General features: G+C 37.7%; 23 protein-coding genes, 1 tRNA gene and 1 rRNA gene. 22 read left to right on the top strand and 3 right to left on the bottom strand.

What is annotated here, in order from left to right:
* The 7 genes from rrf to tsaD form a co-directional block, all read left to right on the top strand.
* Positions 1-95, top strand: a 5S ribosomal RNA gene (gene rrf, locus ACIQ7N_RS17405); the annotation flags it as partial.
* A gap of 250 nt (positions 96-345) precedes the next feature.
* Positions 346-421 (top strand) — tRNA-Asp (locus tag ACIQ7N_RS17400).
* A gap of 332 nt (positions 422-753) precedes the next feature.
* Positions 754-1,089: a hypothetical protein gene (locus ACIQ7N_RS17395; RefSeq protein ID WP_132364247.1), complete on the top strand. Its 336-nt coding sequence runs from the start codon at positions 754-756 to the stop codon at positions 1,087-1,089.
* Between the two features lie 319 nt (positions 1,090-1,408).
* Positions 1,409-1,858 (top strand): tRNA (adenosine(37)-N6)-threonylcarbamoyltransferase complex ATPase subunit type 1 TsaE, encoded by a 450-nt coding sequence (tsaE, locus tag ACIQ7N_RS17390; protein ID WP_248719257.1) that lies wholly within the window; start codon positions 1,409-1,411, stop codon positions 1,856-1,858.
* Positions 1,855-2,562, top strand: a complete 708-nt coding sequence (gene tsaB / locus ACIQ7N_RS17385) for a tRNA (adenosine(37)-N6)-threonylcarbamoyltransferase complex dimerization subunit type 1 TsaB (RefSeq protein WP_132364244.1) — start codon at positions 1,855-1,857, stop codon at positions 2,560-2,562. Before tsaE ends, tsaB begins: the two co-directional genes overlap by 4 nt.
* The gene (rimI, locus tag ACIQ7N_RS17380; RefSeq protein ID WP_402934314.1) at positions 2,555-3,007 is read left to right on the top strand and encodes a ribosomal protein S18-alanine N-acetyltransferase; all 453 of its coding nucleotides are present in this window, start codon (positions 2,555-2,557) and stop codon (positions 3,005-3,007) included. The genes tsaB and rimI overlap by 8 nt, the downstream gene beginning before the upstream one ends.
* Positions 3,007-4,023: a tRNA (adenosine(37)-N6)-threonylcarbamoyltransferase complex transferase subunit TsaD gene (gene tsaD, locus ACIQ7N_RS17375; protein WP_402934331.1), complete on the top strand. Its 1,017-nt coding sequence runs from the start codon at positions 3,007-3,009 to the stop codon at positions 4,021-4,023. Before rimI ends, tsaD begins: the two co-directional genes overlap by 1 nt.
* Positions 4,024-4,654: 631 nt before the next feature.
* On the opposite strand, the gene ACIQ7N_RS17370 is transcribed toward tsaD, so the two are convergent.
* Positions 4,655-6,598: an ABC transporter ATP-binding protein gene (locus ACIQ7N_RS17370; protein ID WP_402934311.1), complete on the bottom strand. Its 1,944-nt coding sequence runs from the start codon at positions 6,596-6,598 to the stop codon at positions 4,655-4,657.
* 616 nt (positions 6,599-7,214) lie between these two features.
* Here ACIQ7N_RS17370 and ACIQ7N_RS17365 point away from each other — a divergent pair.
* The 3 genes from ACIQ7N_RS17365 (at position 7,215) to tatC (ending at position 9,028) form a co-directional block, all read left to right on the top strand.
* Positions 7,215-7,850, top strand: coding sequence for a redox-sensing transcriptional repressor Rex (locus ACIQ7N_RS17365; protein WP_132364235.1), 636 nt, complete (start codon positions 7,215-7,217; stop codon positions 7,848-7,850).
* Between the two features lie 152 nt (positions 7,851-8,002).
* A complete protein-coding gene (locus ACIQ7N_RS17360; protein ID WP_132364233.1) occupies positions 8,003-8,188 on the top strand; it encodes a twin-arginine translocase TatA/TatE family subunit in 186 nt (61 codons plus the stop codon).
* Positions 8,189-8,206: 18 nt separating this feature from the next.
* A complete protein-coding gene (tatC, locus tag ACIQ7N_RS17355) occupies positions 8,207-9,028 on the top strand; it encodes a twin-arginine translocase subunit TatC (protein ID WP_132364231.1) in 822 nt (273 codons plus the stop codon).
* A gap of 101 nt (positions 9,029-9,129) precedes the next feature.
* On the opposite strand, the gene ACIQ7N_RS17350 is transcribed toward tatC, so the two are convergent.
* On the bottom strand, positions 9,130-9,894 hold the full coding sequence (locus ACIQ7N_RS17350; RefSeq protein WP_142510300.1) for a CPBP family intramembrane glutamic endopeptidase: 765 nt from the start codon (positions 9,892-9,894) through the stop codon (positions 9,130-9,132).
* Between the two features lie 173 nt (positions 9,895-10,067).
* On the opposite strand from ACIQ7N_RS17350, the gene groES reads away from it, so the two are divergent.
* From groES to ACIQ7N_RS17335, 3 genes are all read left to right on the top strand, one after another.
* Complete coding sequence (groES, locus tag ACIQ7N_RS17345; RefSeq protein WP_049667833.1) at positions 10,068-10,352, top strand: co-chaperone GroES; 285 nt, start codon at positions 10,068-10,070, stop codon at positions 10,350-10,352.
* Positions 10,353-10,637: 285 nt separating this feature from the next.
* The gene (gene groL, locus ACIQ7N_RS17340) at positions 10,638-12,269 is read left to right on the top strand and encodes a chaperonin GroEL (protein ID WP_132364227.1); all 1,632 of its coding nucleotides are present in this window, start codon (positions 10,638-10,640) and stop codon (positions 12,267-12,269) included.
* A 52-nt stretch (positions 12,270-12,321) separates the two neighbouring features.
* Entirely contained in the window at positions 12,322-12,447 is a 126-nt protein-coding gene (locus ACIQ7N_RS17335) for a hypothetical protein (protein WP_402934309.1), read from the top strand.
* Between the two features lie 594 nt (positions 12,448-13,041).
* Here ACIQ7N_RS17335 and ACIQ7N_RS17330 read toward each other — a convergent pair.
* On the bottom strand, positions 13,042-13,758 hold the full coding sequence (locus tag ACIQ7N_RS17330) for a hypothetical protein (RefSeq protein ID WP_402934307.1): 717 nt from the start codon (positions 13,756-13,758) through the stop codon (positions 13,042-13,044).
* 176 nt (positions 13,759-13,934) lie between these two features.
* Between ACIQ7N_RS17330 and ACIQ7N_RS17325 the strand changes: the two genes are divergently transcribed.
* The 9 genes from ACIQ7N_RS17325 to ACIQ7N_RS17285 all read left to right on the top strand — a co-directional run bounded on the left by ACIQ7N_RS17325 (position 13,935) and on the right by ACIQ7N_RS17285 (position 23,495).
* Positions 13,935-14,348: a hypothetical protein gene (locus ACIQ7N_RS17325; RefSeq protein ID WP_402934305.1), complete on the top strand. Its 414-nt coding sequence runs from the start codon at positions 13,935-13,937 to the stop codon at positions 14,346-14,348.
* A 222-nt stretch (positions 14,349-14,570) separates the two neighbouring features.
* Positions 14,571-15,908 (top strand): AAA family ATPase, encoded by a 1,338-nt coding sequence (locus ACIQ7N_RS17320; RefSeq protein WP_402934304.1) that lies wholly within the window; start codon positions 14,571-14,573, stop codon positions 15,906-15,908.
* Positions 15,901-16,632, top strand: coding sequence for a hypothetical protein (locus ACIQ7N_RS17315; protein ID WP_402934301.1), 732 nt, complete (start codon positions 15,901-15,903; stop codon positions 16,630-16,632). Before ACIQ7N_RS17320 ends, ACIQ7N_RS17315 begins: the two co-directional genes overlap by 8 nt.
* A 337-nt stretch (positions 16,633-16,969) precedes the next feature.
* Positions 16,970-18,142, top strand: coding sequence for a glycosyl hydrolase family 18 protein (locus ACIQ7N_RS17310; RefSeq protein ID WP_419150319.1), 1,173 nt, complete (start codon positions 16,970-16,972; stop codon positions 18,140-18,142).
* A gap of 206 nt (positions 18,143-18,348) precedes the next feature.
* A complete protein-coding gene (locus ACIQ7N_RS17305) occupies positions 18,349-20,574 on the top strand; it encodes an S-layer homology domain-containing protein (RefSeq protein WP_402934299.1) in 2,226 nt (741 codons plus the stop codon).
* A 156-nt stretch (positions 20,575-20,730) separates the two neighbouring features.
* Positions 20,731-21,165: a MarR family winged helix-turn-helix transcriptional regulator gene (locus ACIQ7N_RS17300; RefSeq protein WP_402934297.1), complete on the top strand. Its 435-nt coding sequence runs from the start codon at positions 20,731-20,733 to the stop codon at positions 21,163-21,165.
* Between the two features lie 49 nt (positions 21,166-21,214).
* Entirely contained in the window at positions 21,215-22,198 is a 984-nt protein-coding gene (locus tag ACIQ7N_RS17295) for a ring-cleaving dioxygenase (RefSeq protein ID WP_402934296.1), read from the top strand.
* A gap of 75 nt (positions 22,199-22,273) precedes the next feature.
* Complete coding sequence (locus ACIQ7N_RS17290; protein ID WP_248717263.1) at positions 22,274-22,891, top strand: nitroreductase family protein; 618 nt, start codon at positions 22,274-22,276, stop codon at positions 22,889-22,891.
* Between the two features lie 61 nt (positions 22,892-22,952).
* Positions 22,953-23,495, top strand: a complete 543-nt coding sequence (locus ACIQ7N_RS17285) for an NADPH-dependent FMN reductase (RefSeq protein ID WP_402934294.1) — start codon at positions 22,953-22,955, stop codon at positions 23,493-23,495.
* Positions 23,496-23,523: the final 28 nt, after the last annotated feature.

Genomic DNA, 23,523 nt, shown 5'->3' with positions numbered 1-23,523 from the left:
GTCACACCCGTTCCCATACCGAACACGGAAGTTAAGCTCTTTAGCGCCGATGGTAGTTGGGGGCTTCCCCCTGTGAGAGTAGGACGTCGCTAGGCAATGTAGACAGTCAGCTGAGTGCTGGCTATTTTTTTATTAAAGTAATTATTATTGAAATGAAGCTTAAGCTGATGACAATGAAATGAAAAGAGCAACTACAAAATACTAGTTGCTCTTTTTCTATGCTACTTCTTACGGATTGAAGCATTAGCATTATCTCAAAGACTACGAGAATATAAAAATGAAAAAAATATAAAAAAGTATTGCATATGTTATTTTCCTATGATATATTTATAAATGTCTTAAAGAGGTCCCGTGGTGTAGCGGTTAACATGCCTGCCTGTCACGCAGGAGATCGCCGGTTCGATCCCGGTCGGGACCGCCATTATAAACGATAATATAGTTCTTATGATGCTTTTAAATCATAAGAACTTTTTTTATTGTTAATATAAGGAAATTGGTGAATATCGATAAAATTGGTTCAATAATATTTATTGGGGTATCCATAGATTTTTAGAAATAATTATGCCTCGGCATAATTGCGTTTAGAGTTGGCTTTGTGCTTGTACAAAGAATCCGTTTCCGATTCCGTGAAGCCCCAAAACTTATATCGAAGACTCGTTAGCGAAGGTCGTTGTGTCAACAAACTGAACGCTATTATAGGGTGACTATTTTTTATCGATATTCCTGTCGTGATGGAATTTGGAGGTGTTTAGTATGCGAAATTATTTTTACATAAAACGTCTGAATATAAGCTTACTCATAGGTGCTATTGTAATATTAGCAGGCTGTGGAGATCCTATTTTAGACATAGAGGAATCCAATGCGTACCACTGGCAAAAAAATATGAATCAAGCCGAATTTGAAAAATTAAAAGAAGGCATGTCATATATGGAAGTAGTAAAGATTGCAGGGGGAGCAGGGGACATGATAAAAAGTGATCAATACCGCTGGAATGATGAAATACTTATGACAAAAACCTATATAGTACGATTTAAAGATGATAAATTGGTTGAAAAAAAGGTTAGTGAGGTAAAGGAGCATAAAAAATAAGCACGTTTTTTTATAAGCGTGTTTTATTTTTATTTAGTACCTAAATTAGTATCGTCAGCGATAATTATGACTAGGCATAATTGTTTCAGGCTAATGACGAATGCTAATTTACATTTTTAGGACTCACCTCATGATGTGCATCAACTTGGAGTGAAAATCTACTTTATTTATTTGATACAAAATTTACAATTTATTGTCGACAAGCTGCAACAATTACGCCAAGGTGTAATTGTTTTTTTGAAATCCATTGGATGTTTTGAACATTTACGTTTGTTTCGGTAAACTAGAAGTAATGGAGCTAAGAGAGGAAAAAGAGATGATGTATGAAAAAATAATGAATTCACTTGATGATACTGAGAATTTTGCGTTGAAGCTAGCAAGCTTACTAGAAGCCCAGGATACAATTACATTAGAGGGTGATTTAGGCGCTGGTAAGACGACATTTACAAAAGCATTAGCGAAGGGACTTGGTGTGACGAGAACAGTCAATAGCCCGACATTTACGATTGTTAAGCAATATGAGGGGCGATTACCATTTAATCATTTAGATGTTTATCGTTTAGCAGAAAGCGATGAGGATCTTGGATGGGACGAACTATTTTATGGTGATGCGGTGTCAGTTATCGAGTGGGCTCATTTGATTGAACAGGATTTACCACAGGAGCGTCTTGGAATAGAAATTTACCGGATCGGAGAAAATCAACGACGATTTGTATTAACACCACTTGGGAAGCGATATGAGGCATTATGTGAGGAGCTAATGAAATGATTTGGTTAGGGATTGAAACAGCGAATGCACCACTTTCTATTGCTGTTATAAAAGATGGGAAAGTAATCGCGGAGATTGTACAAAATATTAAATTAACGCATTCAGCAGGTGCTATGCCAGCTATTGAAGAAGTGCTAGCCAATGCTGGCATAAAGCCAAGCGAGTTGGATGCGATTGCTGTATCAGAAGGACCTGGTTCTTATACCGGTGTACGAATAGGTGTGACGCTTGCTAAAACATTAGCATGGACATTGAAAAAGCCTTTAGTTGGAATATCTAGCTTAAAGTCATTGGCCGCAAATGCAGCACTATATGATGGGCTTATTTGTCCTATTTTTGATGCGCGAAGAGGCAATGTCTATACGGCCGTTTATAAAGGTTGTGAGCTTGAAACAATTATAGAAGATTATCACGATCATATAGATGGCTTGTTAGAGCGTTTACAAGCATTCGAGGCACCGGTTTTATTTGTGGGAGTCGATGTAGATGTTTTTTGGCATAAAATCGTAGAGGTGCTAGGTGATTATGCACAGCGCACACCATTTAGTAATGACTTACCACGGGCAAGTGAAACAGTTCGATTAGCGACGAAATTGGAGCTACCAAGTGTGGATGCAGTTCATCATTTTGTCCCGCAATACAAACGTATTGCCGAGGCGGAGGCGAATTGGCTGAAGGAACAAAAGGAGAAGGCACATGAGTAATAATGTAACATATCGTAAAATGGTATCTGAAGATGTTCCAGCAGTGTATGAAATTGAGCTTGCTACATTTCCTACGCCATGGACGTTAGATTCTTTTTATTATGAAGTGCATGAAAATCAGTATGCACATTATGTGCTAGCTATAGATGAAGATAATAACATTATTGGTTTTTGCGGAATGTGGATGGTTATAGACGCAGCGCAAATTACAAACGTTGCCGTTATAGAGGCTGCTCGAGGTCGCGGCATTGGTGAAGGATTAATGCGAGAGGTAATGCGTATTGCTAGAGTGCATACTATGGAAGTCATGAGTTTAGAGGTACGAGTAACAAATACAGTTGCTCAAAATCTTTATCGAAAGCTTGATTTCCAAGATGGCGGTATACGTAAAGGCTATTATACAGATAACGGGGAGGATGCCCTTGTCATGTGGGTGAATTTATGATGGAAGATCGAATGATATTAGCAATAGAATCGAGCTGTGATGAAACAGCAGCGGCGATTATTCGAAATGGTTCTGAAATTGTTTCAAATGTAGTTGCATCTCAAATAGAAAGTCATAAACGATTTGGTGGGGTTGTACCTGAAATTGCATCCCGTCATCATGTTGAGCAAATTACAGTAGTTATAGAAGAAGCATTAGCACAGGCAAATATGAAGCCAGCTGATTTAGATGCTGTGGCAGTTACAGAGGGCCCTGGTCTTGTAGGTGCACTGTTAATTGGGATTAATGCCGCGAAGGCCTTTGCGTTTGCAAATAATTTACCGATTGTTGGTGTGCATCATATAGCTGGACATATATATGCTAATGCACTCGTGCAGCCAATGGATTTCCCATTGTTAGCACTTGTTGTATCAGGTGGCCATACAGAGCTAGTTTATATGAAGGAACATGGCTCTTTTGAAGTCATTGGTGAGACGAGAGATGATGCAGCTGGTGAAGCTTACGATAAGGTTGCGCGTGTTTTAGACTTACCATATCCAGGTGGTCCGCGAATTGATAAGTTAGCACATGAGGGAGATGAGGCTGTATCCTTCCCAAGAGTGTGGTTAGAGGAAGATTCTTATGATTTTAGTTTTAGCGGCTTGAAATCAGCGGTTATTAATTATAAGCATAATATGGACCAACGCGGTGAAAAAATTTGTCCGACTGCCGTTGCCAAAGGGTTTCAGGATAGCGTAGTTGAAGTATTAACGGCGAAAACATTACGGGCAGCTCGCGAATATAACGTGAAACAGGTTATCGCAGCGGGTGGTGTAGCGGCAAATAAGGGTTTGCGTACATCACTTGAGATGGTATTTGCTGAAGAAAACATACCATTTTTCGTGCCGCCATTAAAGCTGTGCACAGATAATGCCGCTATGATTGGGGCTGCAGCAACACCTATGTTTGAAGCCGGTATTCGAGGCAATTTATCAATGAACGGTCGCCCTGGAATGGAGTTAAAATCCTGGGTATAACTTTTTCTGGGTGTCACGAAATCGGAAGGGAGTTAATAAAGGATGTTTGCCTAAAATCATCGCAACCTTGCGATAATGGCTAACTACCTGCATTATGTCGCTGCCGCTGCGTTAGCACTACGCTTTCGCTTGCAGGCCAAGCACAAAACCGATTTCGGACTGAGGCATAATTGATTATAGAAAAAGAGGTGTTTTAGATTTGATTCTAAAATACCTCTTTTTGCTTTTGTGAAAAAATTGTTGAGAAAATAGTGTCTATAAGAAAATTTGAATCCGATTAGTTGACAAATTTTTCAGAAAATTATCCACAGGTAAGGTAGAAATAAAACAGCGAACATCCGTACTTATGCACAAAATGTTGATAACTTGTGCATAACTTGTGATTATTCAATATATAGTAGCCTATTTTGCACAAAATAATGTGAATAAAATATTTTTGAATTGTGGACAATGTGGAAAAGTCTGTTGATATGTTGGTATTACTAGATTTATAGTGTGTATAAAGTTGTGGGCATTTTTTGTCGAAAAATAGCACTTGACCAATATATATGAAAAAACAACGCGAGTAAAGTAAAAAGCCATGCGACAAGGCACATGGCTTTATAAGTTTTATCCCACCTCAAGAGGGATGTTATAAAATAATATTTTCAAGTTCTTCACTTAGCTCGAGCCATTCCATTTCGAATAACTCATACTGTTCCTTAGCAGTTGATAATTCCTCTTGAAGTTGTGTAATTTTTTCGTGGTCTGTGAATATCTCAGGATCGCAAAGAGCTTCTTCTAAGCGAGCTATTTCAAGATTTACTTGCTGCATTTTTCCTTCTAGTTCCTCAAGCGTGCGTCTAATTTGGCGCTCCCGTTTTTTAGCCTCTTTATCAATTTTAGAGGTAGAGATCTTCTCGGATACATCAGCTTGTACTTGCGGTTGGGCGGCAGCCTTCATTTGTGCTATTTCCAGTAGTTCTTGTTTCTTTTCAAGATAATAATCATAGTCACCTAAGTACTCAAAGGAACCATCACCGGATAGTTCAATTACTTTAGTAGTGATTCGATTGATGAAATACCGGTCATGCGATACAAATAAGAGCGTTCCAGGATAATCGATCAGTGCATTTTCTAGTATCTCTTTACTATCTAAGTCTAAGTGATTGGTAGGCTCATCAAGAATTAAGAAATTTGCCTTTTGCATCATCAACTTAGCTAATGCAAGTCTAGCCTTTTCTCCACCAGATAAAGATGACACAATTTTATCTACATCATCTCCACTGAATAAGAAACGGCCTAGCACCGTGCGAATATCTTTTTCATTCATTAAAGGCCATTCATCCCATAGCTCTTTTAGCACACTTTTATTGCTCGATAGCTTGGCCTGCTCCTGATCGTAATAACCAATTTGAACATTTGTACCATAGCGAATTTCTCCAGAGAGTGGTAGTAAATCTTTGACGATGGTTTTTAATAAAGTTGATTTACCAACACCATTAGGTCCAACAAGTGCAATACGGTCTTCTCGGAAAGTGCGCAATGTGATGCCGCTTGATATTTTCTTATCACGATAACCTATAGCTAAGTCATCAATAGATAATACATCGTTTCCACTTTGGCGCTCAATTGTAAAACCGAAGCTTGCTGATTTTTCATCACCATCAGGGGATTCCATCCATTCTGTTCGTTCTAGCATTTTACGACGACTTTGTGCCATTTTAGTAGTAGAAGCACGAGCAATGTTTTTTTGAATAAATTCCTCAAGCTTGGCCTTTTCATCTTGCTGACGTTCATAAAGCTTCAAATCACGCTCATAGTTTTTCGCTTTTTCATCTAAATAGGCACTATAATTGCCGGTATATTTTGTGACGCGATGACGAGAGACTTCGTAGACAATAGAAACAACCTGGTCTAAGAAGTAGCGGTCATGGGAAACAATTAGGATAGCCCCTTCATAGCCTTTTAAATATGATTCCAACCAAGAGAGGGTATCAATATCTAAATGGTTAGTAGGCTCATCGAGTATTAATAGATCAGGTTTACTTAACAGAAGCTTAGCAAGCGCTAGCCGAGTCCGTTGTCCCCCTGAGAGTGAGCTAATTGGCTTTTCGTAATCATTAGGATAGAACTGCATGCCATGAAGCACAGAACGTGTATCAGATTCATATTGATAGCCACCTGCATCCTTAAAATTATGCTGCAAATGATCGTATTCAGACATTATTTTTGCATATAAAGTAGGATTTTCATAAACAGCAGGGTCGGCCATTTGTTGTTCTAATGATCGGATTGCCTGTTCCTGGGTAATAAGCGGTTCAAAAATTGTCATCATTTCATCCCAAATCGACAATGTTGAGTTTAATCCAGCATGCTGCTCTAAATACCCAATTTGTATACCTTTAGGGATAATAATATCGCCAGAGTCATAGGACATTTGACCAGCGATTATTTTAAGTAAAGTGGACTTACCAGCACCATTACGACCTACTAATGCAACGCGGTCACGATGTTGAACCTCTAATTTTACGCCACATAAAATTTCATCTGCAATAAAGGATTTATATAGTTGATTGACCTGTAAAACAATCATTCTTGACACCTCAATTCTACCTTAGTGTAATAGATGTGCGATTGCCTTGCAATGTCGATGCTTTACTTATTTCAAGCTGTCATGTAAGATTGAAACGATTTCTCTTTAGTTAGTGGCGTAAAAGCGCCATTAACTAAAGAGAAATCCTCCAGTGAATAGTATAAACTTAGAAATATTAAGCATGTATCATAAATGGTTCATCACCAAAAGTTGTGGATGACTTATGTTAAAACGTCTATAAATAGTTGATTCCCGTTCCGACTGGGCAACTCCTCGGGGATCAGCGATAGAGGAACGAAGGCTAAAAGCATCACATCCTGTCATAACGCCTCCGTGACCAACATCGTGTTGGACCGAGACCTTGCAGCGCAGTGAATTTTTTCTGTGTGAAAGCGTAGTGTTAACGCAGCGGCAGCAACGAATGTTTTCTGTAGCGAAAGCGAAGCGTCAGCAACAAATGTTTTGCCTGTGCGAAAGCGAAGCGTCAGCAACAAATGTTTTGCCTGTGCGAAAGCGAAGCGTCAGCTGCAAAGCGCCCCTCGGAACGGAAATAAACCACACGTTTTGGTGATGATCCTTATAAAGAGAATTTGATACATTATAAGGAGGAAAAAGTTTGAAACAAGAATTAAAAATTCCACAAGCCACTACGAAAAGACTTCCTCTTTACTATCGATTTATCCAAAACTTTGCACAAGAAGGCATGGAACGTATTTCGTCGAAGGAACTGAGTGAAGCAATGAAAATTGATTCTGCAACTATTCGCCGTGATTTTTCTTATTTCGGTGCTCTTGGGAAAAAGGGATATGGCTATGATGTGCAGCATCTCTTAAAATTCTTTAGTCAAACGCTCGATCAACATGAAGCCACAAAAGTAGCGTTAATTGGTGTAGGGAACTTAGGTAGTGCTTTATTAAAATATAATTTCCAAAAAAATCATAATACCCATATCGTTGTGGCATTTGACTCAAAGGCCCCGAAGGAAGGGAAGATGATTAGCAATATTCCTGTTTTTCATCCTGATTTATTGGAAGAAAAGTATGCAGAATATGGAGCGGAGCTTGCAATTTTAACAGTTTCACCACGCTCTGCACAGAAAATGGCTGATAGATTAGCAGTGATGAACGCAAAAGGAATTTTAAACTTTACGCCAGAGCGTATTACTGTACCTGATAAAATGCAACTTTTAACAATCGATTTGTCAGTAGAATTACAGGCACTCATTTATTTAATTCGTAATCAGGAAGAGTGATAATTGTACATAATTTAACTTCTTTCAGTGAATGTTATTTGTACCGAATATGAGATAAAATGTGAGAATGACGAAAAACTTTCACATATTATTAGTTAGCAAAATGGCGAAATATGCGTTAAAATGATGGATATAAAGAGGAGGTGGCTGTAATGGGTCCAATAGGTCCAATGAGCCTCATTATTATCGGAATTGTCGCATTACTAATTTTTGGTCCTAAGAAGTTACCAGAGCTTGGTAAAGCATTTGGTTCAACATTACGTGAATTCAAAAATGCTACAAAAGGATTAGCCGACGAAGATGATGATGACAAGAAGAAGAAAGAACTAGATAAGTAAAGTTAGGATGTTTGAGGAATGAATCCAAAAGATCTAACTGTCATTGAACATATAGAAGAATTAAGAAAACGGCTTTTCATTGTTGCCGTTTTCTTTGTTCTTGCTATGGTTGCTGGCTTTTTTGTTGCAAAGCCGCTTGTTAAATACCTTCAAAGTACTGGAGCGAATTACAATATAGAACTCCATGCATTTGATGTAGTAACACCACTGGCAATTTATATCCAAGTTATTTTTTTAATATCGTTTATCCTATCTTCGCCGGTATTGATGTACCAATTGTGGGCTTTTATTAGCCCGGGACTTAGGGACGTAGAACGAAAAGCAACCTTAAGCTATATACCGTATTCATTTTTATTATTTTTAGCAGGATTGTCCTTTTCATATTTTTTACTATTCCCTTATGTCATAAAGTTTATGATGAATTTATCAAACGAATTGGAGATTCAACAAACGATTGGCATACATGAATATTTTTCGTTTTTATTTAAGCTTACAATACCCTTTGGTTTCCTTTTCCAATTGCCGATAGTAGTCTTGTTCTTTTCACGCATTGGAATTTTATCTCCTGAGCTACTAATTCGTATTCGTAAGTATTCATACTTTGGTTTATTTGTATGTGCTGCTTTAATCGCACCGCCTGAATTAGCTTCACACTTAATGGTTTCAGTACCGTTATTCATTCTTTATGAAATTAGTATTATGATTTCCCGTGTTGGCTATAAGAAATACTTAAAATCAGAAGAAATGCGAATGAAGGAAGAGCAAGAAGCTGAGCAAAAACGCCAGGTCGAAGAGGCACTTGAACAGCAACGACGTCAAATCGAAGAATTAAATCAATAATAATAGAAGCTCGATGCCAATTAGCAGCATCGAGCTTTTTCGTCGTTATAAATAGCTAGGCTCAACTAGAAATCAGCGGTATGCAAAAATTTCACTAATTTTTATTGCATTTTTTCTAGTTGTTCAAGAAACTTTTGCAGTGGTTCAGCATACAATTGTACAAGCGTCACAAAACCATTCAGCATGACGTGGGCGATAATGGACGTCCAAATGCGTTTTGTTTTGTGGTATAAGAAGGCAAAAATCAATCCGCAAATTGTATAAAGCAAGATGTGTGAGAAGTCCATATGAATAAGAGCAAAGAAAATGGCGCTTACTATACCGGCAATCCAGAAATTAGTTGTTTGGACAAGCGATCCGAAAATAACACGACGGAAGACAAACTCTTCTAATATTGGTCCAAAAACAACAATCGCTAATATCGCAATAGGGGCACCTTTTGCAATAGCTACAATATCAGCTGTATTTTGCGAGCCACCTTGGATACCGAATATAGCCATTTCGATAGCTGCGCCAATCATTTGGCCGAAGAAAACTAAGAAGAAACCGATAATTCCCCACATAATTGACAGTGGTATAGTCTCTTTCTTCCCTTTATAAATATCCCAAAACGCTTTATCGCGGGATGTAAGGATTAAGCTTAAAATTAACGCAATGGCAAAGCTAAGTGCAATATACCAGCCTTGAGTAAGGGGAGCAGCTTGCCCACTAGGTAAACCAGTTGTACTCATAACAAGCTTGTGAAACGGTTTTGCCAGTAAGATCCCCGAAATTTGCATGAGGATATAGATCAGTAAAACATAAAGAGCTGTTTTTTTATGTTTATTTATTTTTTGAGAATTGTTCACAGTCAAAATCCTTTCCATTCATTATGCTACCTTTCTATTGTAGAGGAATATGGAAAGAAAACAAAATTTTTCGAAGTTCTGACTTGCAAAAAAAAGTGTGATTGATTATCATAATAATTGTATTAGCACTCGACTAGATAGAGTGCTAATAAACTTTCAAGTATATAATTAATTATAGGAGGTTGTTTCACTTGTTAAGACCACTAGGAGATCGTATTGTAATCGAACTAATCGAGGTAGAAGAAAAATCTGCATTCGGTATTGTACTGCCAGACTCTGCAAAAGAAAAACCGCAAGAAGGTAAAGTTGTAGCAGTTGGGACGGGTCGCATTTTAGAGAACGGGCAACGTGTAGAGCTTGACGTAAAAGTTGACGACCGCATTATTTTCTCTAAATACTCTGGTACAGAAGTTAAATATGAAGGTAATGAATACCTAATTTTACGCGAAAGCGATATTCTTGCAATTATTGAATAAATTAAAACTTTTAAAGATTCATCACATTTTATAAGTTGATTGAAGTGGAGGCTGGGCGACTCCTAGGGGATCAGCTATATAGATTTTAGACCCCGGTGCGAGCAACACGAGTGAAGTGTGCCCAGTCGGAACGAAAATCAACCATACACGTTTTAGTGATAATCCCTTTGAAAGTAAATGCCTAGTAATTGTCACAGATAGATGGCAATGACTGTATGGCGAAAATTTCTTATAAATATATTGATGAAGCTTAACGAATATTCCATTTCAGGAGGGTAAATTCAAATGGCAAAAGATATTAAATTCTCAGAAGACGCTCGTTCATTAATGTTACAAGGTGTAGATAAATTAGCAAACGCAGTAAAAATTACATTAGGGCCTAAAGGTCGTAACGTAGTTTTAGAAAAAAAATTCGGTTCACCACTTATTACAAACGATGGTGTAACAATTGCAAAAGAAATCGAGTTAGAAAACCCATTCGAAAACATGGGGGCAAAATTAGTAGCAGAAGTTGCTTCTAAAACAAATGAAATCGCTGGTGACGGTACAACAACTGCAACAGTATTAGCACAAGCAATTATTCGTGAAGGCTTGAAAAACGTTACAGCTGGTGCAAACCCTGTAGGCATTCGTAAAGGGATCGATAAAGCAGTTGCAGCAGCCCTTACAGAATTACACGCTATTTCTCGTCCAGTTAGCAACAAAGAAGAAATCGCACAAGTTGCGGCAATCTCTGCTGCTGATGATGAAGTAGGACAATTAATTGCAGAAGCAATGGAACGTGTGGGTAACGATGGTGTTATCACAATTGAAGAATCTAAAGGCTTCACAACAGAGCTTGATGTAGTTGAAGGTATGCAATTCGACCGTGGTTATGCATCACACTACATGGTAACAGATACAGATAAAATGGAAGCGGTATTAGATAACCCATACATTTTAATTACTGATAAAAAAATTACAAACATTCAAGAAGTATTACCATTATTGGAACAAGTGGTACAACAAGGTCGTCCACTATTAATCATCGCTGAAGATGTTGAAGGTGAAGCTCTTGCAACACTTGTAGTGAACAAGCTTCGTGGTACATTCAATGCTGTAGCGGTTAAAGCGCCAGGATTTGGTGACCGTCGTAAAGCAATGCTTGAAGATATCGCAATTTTAACAGGTGGTCAAGTAATTACAGAAGAATTAGGCTTAGACCTTAAATCAGCTGATATTACATCACTTGGTCGCGCTGCGAAAGTTGTTGTTACAAAAGACAATACAACAATCGTAGAAGGTGTTGGCGGTGCAGATGCAATCGAAGGCCGTATTGGTCAAATCCGTGCTCAGCTTGCTGAAACAACTTCAGAATTCGATAAAGAAAAACTACAAGAACGCCTTGCAAAATTAGCAGGTGGTGTAGCAGTAATCAAAGTTGGTGCTGCAACAGAAACAGAACTAAAAGAACGCAAACTACGCATTGAAGATGCTCTGAACTCAACTCGTGCAGCAGTTGAAGAAGGTATCGTATCAGGTGGTGGTACGGCACTTCTTAACGTATATGCAGCAGTTGAAAAAGTGGCAGATGCAGAAGAAGGCGACGTAGCAACTGGTGTGAAAATTGTTCTACGTGCTTTAGAAGAACCAGTCCGTCAAATCGCAAACAACGCTGGTCTTGAAGGCTCAATTATTGTGGATCGCCTAAAACGCGAAGAAATCGGTGTAGGCTTCAACGCTGCAACAGGCGAATGGGTAAACATGATTGAAGCGGGCGTAGTAGACCCAGCGAAAGTAACTCGCTCAGCTCTACAAAACGCAGCATCTGTAGCAGCTCTATTCTTAACAACAGAAGCAGTTGTAGCAGACATCCCAGAAGCAGCTCCGGCAATGCCAGATATGTCTGGTATGGGCGGCATGCCAGGAATGATGTAATCAACGGCTCTAACCAAAAAAATCACTTCTCCATTTGAGAAGTGATTTTTTTATGTTTAGCGAATATTTTTTAGTAATTGATGGTAAAATATGGACAACTGCTGATAAAAACAGTAAAATCGCTGATAAACCTCCGACAATCGCTGATAAAAAGCCTGTTAGCAGCGAAACTTTATAGTTTAGCGGCGTTCTTTGCGTGGTTGGCGGCGCAATTCTATGGTTTAGCGGCGTTCATTACTTAGTTGGCGGCGAAACTCAAAGTTTTAGCGGTGAATTCCAACATAAGCTGTGAAATTTAGGGAAACTAAAATCAAGGTTGAAAAACTTTGTATAGAATTTTACACAATATTAAGGACTTGACTATAAAAACAGCGCAATCGCTGATAAACCCCCGACAATCGCTGATAAAAAGCTTGTTAGCAGCGAAACTTTATAGTTTAGCGGCGTTCTTTGCGTGGTTGGCGGCGAAACTCAAAGTTTTAGTGGCGAATTCCAATGCGAGCTGTAAAACTCAGGAAAACTAAAATCAGGGTTGAAAAACTTTGTATAGAATTTTACACAATATTAAGGACTTGACTATAAAAACAGCACAATCGCTGATAAACCTTCAATAATCGCTGATAAACCCCCAACAATCGCTGATAAACCTTCAATAATCGCTGATAAACCCCCAACAATCGCTGATAAACCTTCAACAATCGCTGATAAACTTCCAACAACTGCTGATAAAGATACAAACCTGCTAAAAAAAAATCCGAAAAGTAGCTTAAAGTTATTCTTTTTGCTTCAGCCTAAAATCAGGGGAAATATAAGAGATTAGAGCATAATCTATTTCTTCTCCTGCTTGAGTTGATAATTGTACAAGTAAAGATTCTTCGGTATTTGAGGGATGTATAGCGCTTGTTTTTATAGTAATCACTTGAACACCGGTTCTTCTCGGGTTTCCAACAATGACCACCTGATTCCCCAATGTATAAACTGCTGTAATATCAGTTTGGAACGCGACAATATATAAATCTAAATCCGTTTTATTTTGAAACATTGGAATCGTGAATCCCATATTTTGTTCAAAGTCGTACCATTCAGAGAGAGCAATATCGTAATTCGTAAATAGTCGATGCAGTGCATAATGAATTCTAGTTGGAACATAGCTCCACCGACCGATTGAGCTATGCCAATATTTTTCATAAGCCGGTCTCTTGTAGCCAGGATTATTGACGATCACTTCATACGGAATTGTATTGCCATTCTCTATCACCTGTGAAAGTGTAACAAATTTTGATGGGGGAGATAATTCTGGAAAAGGAGGATCAGCAATTGTTTGGGGTTTTATCGGCTCAAGGCTTTTTAAACGATTTTCTAGACCTTTTATTTGGGCTTTAAGTCCATTTGATCTACTCGATTCTTTTGCATCGAAAGAAGCTACAATGCTCAAATTAATTAATATTAGGCTAATCATACATAAAGTTATTTTTTTTACGTTAAACATAGTTGCACCTCTCCTATACTTTGCTCATTAAATGAGCGAATATGTAGGATGGCTGAAAATTTTATAGTCATGTTTTCACTTCCTGCCCTATTAAACAATAAAAAGGCAATCCATTTGTTCGTATTTGAACTTCTGGATAGCCTTTTTTGCTACAGTCATTCTCTTGGACTTCCAATATGCAAATCTACATGCCTGGTAGGTTAAAGCCTGGTAAACCTGGTAAGCCAGGATATTGTCCGCCTGGGAATGGCATCGGACGTGGTGGATATGGTTGTGGCGGATATGGCATCGGACGTGGTGGGTATGGTTGTGGTGGATATGGCTGCGGAGGACGTGGTGGGTATGGTTGTGGTGGATATGGCTGCGGAGGACGTGGTGGGTATGGTTGTGGCGGATATGGCTGCGGAGGACGTGGTGGATATGGTTGTGGTGGGCGTGGTTGCGGAGGACGTGGTGGATATGGTTGTGGTGGGCGTGGTTGCGGAGGACGTGGTGGATATGGTTGTGGTGGACGTGGCTGCGGAGGTTGTGTCGGATACGGTGATGGGTTTAAAGATGGATATGGGCTACCAGAAGGCATAGTAGGGTGAAACGGAATGTTAACATCAAGATCTTCGGGATTAAATCCAGGATTGATCAATGAAACACACCTTTCTTCGTTTTTTTCTAACATATGCCTACTATTAGGATTGTCATAGGCATTAAACTAGAAGAATGATCGATATAGTATAGTTGTTAAAATAGAAAATGTTATAAAATATATCAAATTTAATTATAATAGAAGAAAATAGTATTAAAGGATGTTTATATAAATGCCTATTATAAAAATCAAGAAAATAAAAGTACAAAATTTACGAAATGTACGTCATGGTGAAATTATATTAGCGGTAAATTTCGAGACATTCCTTAAGCCAAATGTTGTAGGTTTATACGGACAGAACGGTTCTGGAAAAACAACTATTGTTGATGCATTCGGCTTGTTAAAGGCACTTATCTCCGGTTGGATGGCTGAAATTAAATTACCATCTCAGGAAAAGAAATTAATTATGGCAGGGGAGGATACGGCAAGTATTGAGTTCGAGTTTCTAGTAGAAAATCAATTCGGCACATTTTTTCTCAATTATTATGTAGAGTTACAAGAAGATGGAAACAGACTGTACACAACGCTTGAACGTGTAGCTTACAGAGAAAACGAGAAAGGGAAGCGTTCAAAGATTTTAATTAATGTTACAGAGAAAGACATACAACTACGTAAAGTATATCTGTCTGATATGAATGAAAAAATGCGTATCCAATTACTAGTCATTCATCAATTGTCTAAAAAACAATATATGTCCTTTGTCTTTCACAAAGATTTAAAGCCGTTATTAGAGGATAGGTTGTCGGAGTTAGAAATGCAATTGCTTCATAATTTAGCAATAGATTTTAATCGTGATTTACATGTTGTTAACAATCAAAATATCGCACCATTATTTGAAGAGCGCAGTATGCCTTTTAGCATCCATCTCGAAAAAACTCGTGGTTCTATCCCTTACAATTTGAAGGGGCCAGCATTATTGCCAGAGGACGCATTTTACGTGTTATGTGAAGTAATAGAGCAAAGTAATCAAGTATTATCAGCGATTATTCCAGGTCTCTCTATAAAGATTAATGTACTTACAAAACAAACTATGGATAATGGGGAAAAAGGAATACGTTTTGAATTTTTATCGCAACGAGGGGAGCGCGAATTACCGTTAAGGACAGAGTCAGAAGGGATTTTGAAAATTATATCTGTACTCAGTGTGCTCATTGGGGTTTATAATAACCCAAATGCTTGTGTCGTAATAGATGAATTAGATTCTGGTGTTTTTGAATATTTGTTAGGCGAGTTGTTAACAGTGATTGATGAGGGCGGAAAAGGTCAACTTATTTTTACATCTCATAATTTACGTGTGTTAGAGGTGCTAGCTATTAAAAACTTATGGTTTACGACAACGAATGAGGATCGTCGTTATATACAGCTAAAGGGTATTAAAGAGGTAAATAATGCTCGAGATGTTTATTTACGTGCGATTCAGTTGGGCGGACAGGATGAAGATGTTTATAAAGAAACAAAGACATTTAAAATTAAGCGTGCCTTTAGAAAAGCGGGTGTCCAGCGTGACTAAAAAAGTTCTTTTAATTATTGTGGAAGGGCAAACGGAGCAAATTATTTTAGAGGATTTTCTAGATGAACATTTTGCAAATTCAACGATTCGCTTCGATGTACAACGGGAAGATATTTTAACGAAATGGGATGCTAATAAACGGATACCTAATATTAAAAATAGTGTGACACGAGTGATTCAGAACTATTTGGAGAAGTATAAGTTTTTAGCGAAGGATTTAACCGCTGTCGTTCATATTACTGATGCAGACGGTTGTTTCATAGCCCCTGAATTTGTCAGGGTGAAGGGAGATATTGAGCAAAATTTATTCTATACAGAAGATGCAATATTAGTGAAATCAGAGAAGCGTAAGGAACAAATCGAACAACGAAATGAAATGAAGGCGAATAATGCTAAAATCCTAATGGCAAATGATCATTTTAGCATTCATCGATTAAGAATACCGTATCAGCTATTCTATTTTTCTACAAACTTAGAGCATGTACTATGGAATGAGCGTAATGAAATAGCGACGGAAAAGGTGCAAAAGGCCGATGAATTTATGGAAAGTTTATCGAGCTCCATAGAAGAGTTTTTAAAAGAATATCTCCCAGTTAACCCAGAGCTACCGTATAAAGATAAAATGAAAATGAGTTGGTCATTTTTAATGGAGGGCTGTAATTCGTTACAACGCGGAACAAATGTACCGTTATTATTTGAAATGATTAAATCGGATATACAATAAAGTGAGAGTTGATCAGTAGTGAAAAATGAAGCATCAGCAACGACAAATATAGAGGAAGCGGTTAGACGCTTGCTCACTAAAAAAGGTCCTTTCGTTAGAATAAGCGATGGATCTTTTTTCGTTTTAGGGAATCTATTCTTACTGAGTAATGACATCTTTTCATTTCCTAATTCATAAGCTTTACAGGTGTGATTTTATCAAGCAAGAAGGAGGCATTGATATTCAAATACATGTTGTACGGGCAGGGGAGTCCTTATGGGGTATTGCGCAGGCATATGGGACAACAGTTCAAAATATTGTAGATGCCAATCAAATTCCTGAACCAAATCGATTAGTTATAGGGCAAGCTCTTGTAATACCGATTGTCGGAAATTTCTATTATGTGCAGGCAGGAGATAGTCTATATTCGATCGGCCAACGCTTTGGCATTAATTATTTAACACTTGCTCAGGTGAACAATATTAATCCGAATCAACCGTTATCGATTGGTATGCGACTTTATATTCCACCTCAACCAAAAACAAGAGCTGAAACATTGGCATATTTAGAGCCGAGAGGGACATTCGTTAGTGAGGCATTACTAAGTCAAGCAAGAGAAGCGGGTCCATTTTTAACTTATCTAGCTTTATTTAGCTATGAGGCAAGACGAGATGGAACGCTTAAGGTGCCACCGAGTCAAGGTGTGGCACAAATTGCAAATGATACAGGTGCTTCTCTAGCAATGGTTATCTCGAATTTGGAGAATTTTAGTTTTAGCGGCGATTTAGCGAGAGATATTTTTCAAAGTACAGCCGTACAGGATTTGCTCTTTAATAATATTCTTGAAGAGGCAAAGCGTTTAGGAACTGTTAAAGATATTCATTTTGATTTTGAGAATTTGCCGGGCGATCAACGACAGGCGTATAACAATTTTTTAAGGAGAGCAGTGAGTCGATTCCATCCACAGGGATATACCGTATCGACAGCGCTAGCTCCGAAAACAAGTGCTAGTGAGCGGGGTCCGTGGACGGAGGGGCATGATTATAAAGCACATGGAGAAATAGTGGATTTTGTTATGTTAATGACATATGAATGGGGCTATTCTGCAGGGCCCCCTATGGCAGTATCGCCACTTCCAGAGGTAGAAGCGGTTGTTAAATATGCAGTAAGTGAGATACCTCGGAACAAAATTATACTTGGACAGAATTTATATGGGTATAACTGGACATTGCCTTTTGTGCAGGGGGGACCTAATGCAGAAGCAGTTAGTCCGCAAAGAGCAATCGAGATTGCTAAGAAATATAATGCTGCTATTCAGTTTGATTTGAGATCTCAAGCACCGTTCTTTGAATACTACGATGAGCAAGGTAAAGCACATGTGGTATGGTTTGAAGATGCCAGATCCATTCAAGCGAAGTTCGATTTAATCAAACGGTACAGACTCCGAGGGGTAGGCTATTGGAAGTTAGGTCTACCATTCCCTCAAAATTGGTTATTAATTGGGTCCAATTTTGATGTAGTCAAGAAATGAGGATTTTTAGGGAGCAACCAAGCAATTTTGCCTTGGCGTAATTGTAGCTGTCGCTTTGCTTTCGCACAGAAAACATTGCTGAATGAAGATAAAATAGCTCTATGTCTATTCTATTTTCCAATAAAATTAAATAATCTGAAAATGTCATATCCATTTATGGTAATCTATACTATAATTATGGTAAATGATAATCTAGGAGGGATATTTTGGGTAAAATTAAAAAGTTAGGTATCATATTAACGTCTACTGCATTTTCTGTTAGTGTACTTTCGCCAATGGCACAAGCTTCAGCAAATGTAAAAGAACCACAAGAGAGAGTTGCAATTCAAGTTTCTTCAACAGAAACAAAAGTAACAAAAAGTATGCTTATTAAGCAATTGAATACAATATTCCCAGACAAATTCAATTTTGTAACAGAGAAAGATTTTTCAATGGGGGAAGCGCATTACTTTAATGATGACAAAACGATACGCTATGAATTGAACTTTAATAAAACAATCAATGGCAAAGACGTTTATGGTGATTTTACTTTTAAAGGCGAAGATTTGGAATTGGAAAATTTCTCCTATCAGCCTGTCAATATAGCGGAAGCATTGTACCCGGTGAAATATTCAGAGGGTGAAGCAAAGAAAGTTGCCCAAGACTTCCTAAAGAAATTGCCGAGCACTGCGAATTACAAGCTTCGTGAAGACCATAGATATGATGATTTTGGTTTTAGTAGACCTCTATCTGAACCAATTTCGTATTCATTTATGTACTCGCCTACACACAATGGTGTATTACTTAGTAATGAGTTTATCCATATTACAGTTTTAGCAAATGGTGAAGTTACAAGTATGTATCGTAATGCTGGGCCAACTAGCAAGGCTACTTTTGATAACTTAGATCAGAAAAAGAATGAGTCAGAAATCCTTGCACAGGTTCGTGAAAAACTGTCAGTTGACTTACGTTATATAGTTGACTATAACTATCAAACAGGCGAAGCGATTGCTAAGCTTGTGTATATGCCACCAACAAGCTTTAATGGTGTACATGCAATAAATGGGCAGTGGCAAACAATGAATGGTTTCACTTCTCAAGTACCGAAGACAAAAGGTGTAGAAAAACTTGCAGCGCAACCACTTGCACCTAAGAAAAATGGTATTACATTAGCAGAAGTTGAAGAGTTAGCTAAGTCTATTTTAAAAGTTGATACAGACAAAGCCAAGCTACAAATTCATTCGGTTAATGAAAGAGAAAATGAAAATGGCGAAACAATCTATTATGTGAATTATATGTATGATCTCGGTAATTACGGCACAGGTAGTTCACTTGAAGTGAACAAAGCAACAGGTGAAATTATAAACTACTGGAATACAAGTAGAGAATTCATGCAGACAGATGATAAAGTAGAACCAATTTCAAAAGAGGCTGCGTTAGCAAAAGCGATAGACTACTTAAAAGAGTGGTCTCCGTCATATATTCATAATTATTCAAAACCACTAGAAGATGCAATATATGATAAAGACAACAAACAGTATTACTTCTCTTTCCCACGTATTGTCAATGGCATTGCCGTAGCAGGGGATGAAATTTCCGTAGGTATCAGTGCTGATGGGAAATTAAGTTCTTTAAATGTTAATTATCGCAAGATTGATAATTGGCCGTCTGTAAACAAAGCTATTCCTGCTGATAAAGCAAAAGCAACATTTAATGAGGGGCTGAAATTGGAGCTACAGTATGCAAAACAGGATGGCGAGGATAATCACCACTATGATTTAGTATACGCTCCGGTTTATAATGGAATTTTGTTCAATAGTATTGATGCAACAACGGGTGAATGGCTTCAAAAAGTTGGTGATACGAAAGAAAAACCTGCCATTTCGCATCCAACAGCTGGAGGAGAATTAACTTATTTATTACACCAAAATGTGTTAGAGGTTAAAGACCCAGCAAACTTTAATGCTGATACAGCCGTAACAAGAGGAGAAGCTTTGAAAATTTTAGTTAAATCATTATCATACGGATATGATTTCAATCCGTATGTAGAAGACAACGTTAAGCAATCCTTCAAAAACATTGACAAAAAGCACCCATTATACGGAATCGTTGAACAAGCTGTAAGAATGGGCATTTTACAACCGGCGGATCAATTTGCAGTAGATACAGCATTGACTCGTCAAGAGCTTGCCGAATGGTTAGTTCGTGTACTAAATTTAGAGAGTGCTGCTAAGCATAGTGACATTTACAAATTAAACTTTACGGATGCAAGCTCAATTGACCCAGCGTACGCAGGTTATGTTGCTTTAGCGAGTGCAATGGGACTAATTGATGGACAGCAAAATAAATTCAATGCTACTGAGAAAGTGACGTATGCAGATTTGGCGGTATCTACAGTTCGTCTAGCAAAGGCTGCCTTTGAACAAAACGGCAGCGGTCGTCATTTCTATTAATAATCGATAATTTATACATGAAAGGGCATCCCCTAATTTTAGGGGGATGCTTTTTTGTGATTACAGTAAAAAGGATTGCTGATTAGCATCTTATATGTTATTATTATCTCGAATTAAAGATAATTGAATTCGAAGTAAATAGAAAGAGGGAGTCGTATGAAGGAAGACAATCGTAATTTAAAAGCTTTTACGGTCTTGTTCCGAGCATATCAAACGATTCAAGATGCAACTAAGAGAGATTTACTTCAATACGATTTAAATCAAACTGAATTTTCGGTACTTGAGTTTTTATATCATCACGGTGAGCAACCAATCCAAGTAATTGGCAAGAAAATTTTAATTGCAAGTAGTAGTATTACGTATGTTATTGATAAGCTCGAACAAAAAGATTTTGTCTATCGACGTGCTTGTCCAAGGGATCGTCGTGTCACATATGTTTTATTAACATGCGAAGGACAAGCGTTGATGGAAGAAATATTTCCGAAGCATGAACAAAAAATTAACGAGATTTTTGATGTATTAGATCAACAGGAGATGGACACAATGACCCTGTCTTTGAAAAAGGTTGGTTTGAACGCAGTTAATAAATAAAAAACTTTATGTAATATCTCGAAATCGAGATAAATAGGAGGGACATAAAATGAATCATTTAAAAGGAATTCACCACGTTACCGCTATTACAAGTAGTGCGGAAGAGAATTATAAATTTTTTACTTATGTATTAGGGATGCGATTAGTGAAAAAAACGGTTAATCAGGATGATATCCAAACATATCATTTATTTTTTGCAGATGATAAAGGTAGCGCAGGCACGGATATGACATTTTTTGATTTTCCAAACATTCCAAAAGGTGTGCATGGAACAAATGAAATTTCTAAAACTTCATTCCGCGTGCCAACAGATGCGGCATTGGACTATTGGGTAAAACGTTTCGATCGATTAAATGTTAAACATGCAGGTATTAAAGAGCAATTTGGCAAGAAAACTTTATCATTCGTCGATTTTGACGATCAGCAATATCAACTTATTTCTGATGAAAACAATACAGGTGTTTCATCAGGCACTCCATGGCAAGATGGACCGATTCCTCTTGAATATGCAATTACAGGCTTAGGTCCGGTTTTTGTAAGAGTTGCTAATTTTAAATATTTTAAAGAGATGCTAGAAAAAGTGATGCTCTTTACAGAAATCGATGAAGAAGGGGATTTCCATCTGTTTGAGGTTGGTGAAGGTGGAAACGGTGCACAAATTGTTGTAGAGCTTAACACAGTTCTACCGGTAGCTCGTCAAGGCTTTGGTACAGTACATCATGCTGCATTCCGCGTAGAGGATCGAACTGTACTAAATGAATGGACTGAACGATTTGAAAGCTTTGGCTTCCATACTTCAGGTTACGTAAATCGTCACTTCTTTGAATCACTTTATGCACGGGTAGCACCCCAAATTTTATTTGAGTTAGCTACTGATGGCCCAGGGTTTATGAGTGATGAGCCTTATGAAACTTTAGGTGAAAAATTGTCGTTGCCACCATTTTTAGAGCCAAAGCGTGCACAAATTGAAGAACTTGTCCGTCCAATTGACACTGTAAGAAGTACGATTACGTTCGATAAAGAATATGAGTAAAACTTTTTATCCCATTCAGCAGAGTAACTCAAGCCTCTGCTGAATGAAAATTACATATGAGTGGAGGTCAGTTAGATGGAATTTTCAAAGCTAATAGATAAGCGTCGCTCTGCGAATAACTTTATAGAGGATATCAAGATGAGCGAAGAAGATATACGTCCCATTTTGGAAGATGTTAAGCTTGCTCCTTCCGCCTTTAATTTACAACATACTAACTATATCGTTGTATTAGATGAAGAAAAAAAAGAAAAAGTACGAGAAGCAGCATACGGGCAATATAAAGTACATTCAGCCTCAGCGGTTATCCTTGTATTAGGAGATAAAGAAGCCTATAAAAATACGGCTAACCTTAATCAAGGGATGGTAGACTTAGGCATTATTAATGCTTGTGAATTAGAAAATATCGTCAATGAAAACGCTAAATTTTATGAAGAACGAGGCCAGGAATTTATGAAGGAGGAAGCAATTCGTAACGCTTCACTTTCAGCTATGTTATTTATGCTGGCGGCCAAAAATCGTGGATGGGATACATGTCCAATGATCGGCTTTGATCAGCAACAAATGAGAGCTCTTTTTAATATTCCAGAAACACATGAGATTGCACTAATGATTACTATAGGTAAAGAAAAAGAAAGTAGTCGCCGTTTGCGTGGTTACCGTAAACCGGTTGAGGAATTTGCAACCTATTATTAGGGCGGTATAAAATAAAACTGTCTACAAATAATAAAATTAATGCACATTTAGGAGGAATATTGTGAAAGTAGTAGCAATCGTAGGTAGTATCCGTAAAGAATCTTATAATATGCAATTAGCAAAATTTATCCAAAAGCGTTATACAGAGAAATTTGATCTTGAAATATTAAGTTTGAACGATTTACCAATGTATAATCAAGATATCGAAAATGAGGCACCACAGCCTGTACTTGATTTTAAAGCACAAGTAAAATCTGCAGATGCAGTTCTTTGGTTGACACCAGAATATAATGGTACAGTGCCAGGTGTTATGGTTAACGCCATCGATTGGTTATCTCGCGTTGATAAAGTAATGATTGGCAAGCCATCATTCATGATGGGGGCATCAATGGGTAACTTAGGTACTGTTAAAGCACAATTACATTTACGAGATATTTTATTTTCACCTGGAGTAAATTCACCATTACTTAGTGGTAATGACGTTTATATTGGAGCAGTACACACTAAATTTGATACAGAAGGCAATTTAACAGATGAAGGTACAATTAAATTCCTAGATGTAGTTATTGATAACTTCTTAAACTGGATGAAAAAATACGTTTAAAAATAAAAAAATGTCCCATAAGTATGCG

The organism is Lysinibacillus sp. NPDC095746 (assembly GCF_044763535.1).
In the GTDB taxonomy this organism is placed as follows: domain Bacteria; phylum Bacillota; class Bacilli; order Bacillales_A; family Planococcaceae; genus Lysinibacillus.
The sequence above is the reverse complement of the archived record's forward strand: the minus strand, read 5'-3'. Positions and strand labels throughout refer to the sequence as shown.

Excerpts from the sequence above, each read along its gene's own strand:
- tatC (WP_132364231.1), top strand. The coding sequence starts at position 8,207 with ATGAATCCAAAAGATCTAACTGTCATTGAACATATAGAAGAATTAAGA.
- ACIQ7N_RS17295 (WP_402934296.1), top strand. The coding sequence starts at position 21,215 with ATGAATCATTTAAAAGGAATTCACCACGTTACCGCTATTACAAGTAGT.
- ACIQ7N_RS17330 (WP_402934307.1), bottom strand. The coding sequence starts at position 13,758 with ATGTTTAACGTAAAAAAAATAACTTTATGTATGATTAGCCTAATATTA.
- ACIQ7N_RS17335 (WP_402934309.1), top strand. The coding sequence starts at position 12,322 with ATGTTTAGCGAATATTTTTTAGTAATTGATGGTAAAATATGGACAACT.
- groL (WP_132364227.1), top strand. The coding sequence starts at position 10,638 with ATGGCAAAAGATATTAAATTCTCAGAAGACGCTCGTTCATTAATGTTA.
- ACIQ7N_RS17320 (WP_402934304.1), top strand. The coding sequence starts at position 14,571 with ATGCCTATTATAAAAATCAAGAAAATAAAAGTACAAAATTTACGAAAT.
- ACIQ7N_RS17290 (WP_248717263.1), top strand. The coding sequence starts at position 22,274 with ATGGAATTTTCAAAGCTAATAGATAAGCGTCGCTCTGCGAATAACTTT.
- tsaB (WP_132364244.1), top strand. The coding sequence starts at position 1,855 with ATGATTTGGTTAGGGATTGAAACAGCGAATGCACCACTTTCTATTGCT.
- ACIQ7N_RS17370 (WP_402934311.1), bottom strand. The coding sequence starts at position 6,598 with ATGATTGTTTTACAGGTCAATCAACTATATAAATCCTTTATTGCAGAT.
- tsaE (WP_248719257.1), top strand. The coding sequence starts at position 1,409 with ATGTATGAAAAAATAATGAATTCACTTGATGATACTGAGAATTTTGCG.
- tsaD (WP_402934331.1), top strand. The coding sequence starts at position 3,007 with ATGGAAGATCGAATGATATTAGCAATAGAATCGAGCTGTGATGAAACA.
- rimI (WP_402934314.1), top strand. The coding sequence starts at position 2,555 with ATGAGTAATAATGTAACATATCGTAAAATGGTATCTGAAGATGTTCCA.
- ACIQ7N_RS17300 (WP_402934297.1), top strand. The coding sequence starts at position 20,731 with ATGAAGGAAGACAATCGTAATTTAAAAGCTTTTACGGTCTTGTTCCGA.
- ACIQ7N_RS17360 (WP_132364233.1), top strand. The coding sequence starts at position 8,003 with ATGGGTCCAATAGGTCCAATGAGCCTCATTATTATCGGAATTGTCGCA.
- ACIQ7N_RS17395 (WP_132364247.1), top strand. The coding sequence starts at position 754 with ATGCGAAATTATTTTTACATAAAACGTCTGAATATAAGCTTACTCATA.
- ACIQ7N_RS17350 (WP_142510300.1), bottom strand. The coding sequence starts at position 9,894 with ATGGAAAGGATTTTGACTGTGAACAATTCTCAAAAAATAAATAAACAT.
- ACIQ7N_RS17325 (WP_402934305.1), top strand. The coding sequence starts at position 13,935 with ATGCAAATCTACATGCCTGGTAGGTTAAAGCCTGGTAAACCTGGTAAG.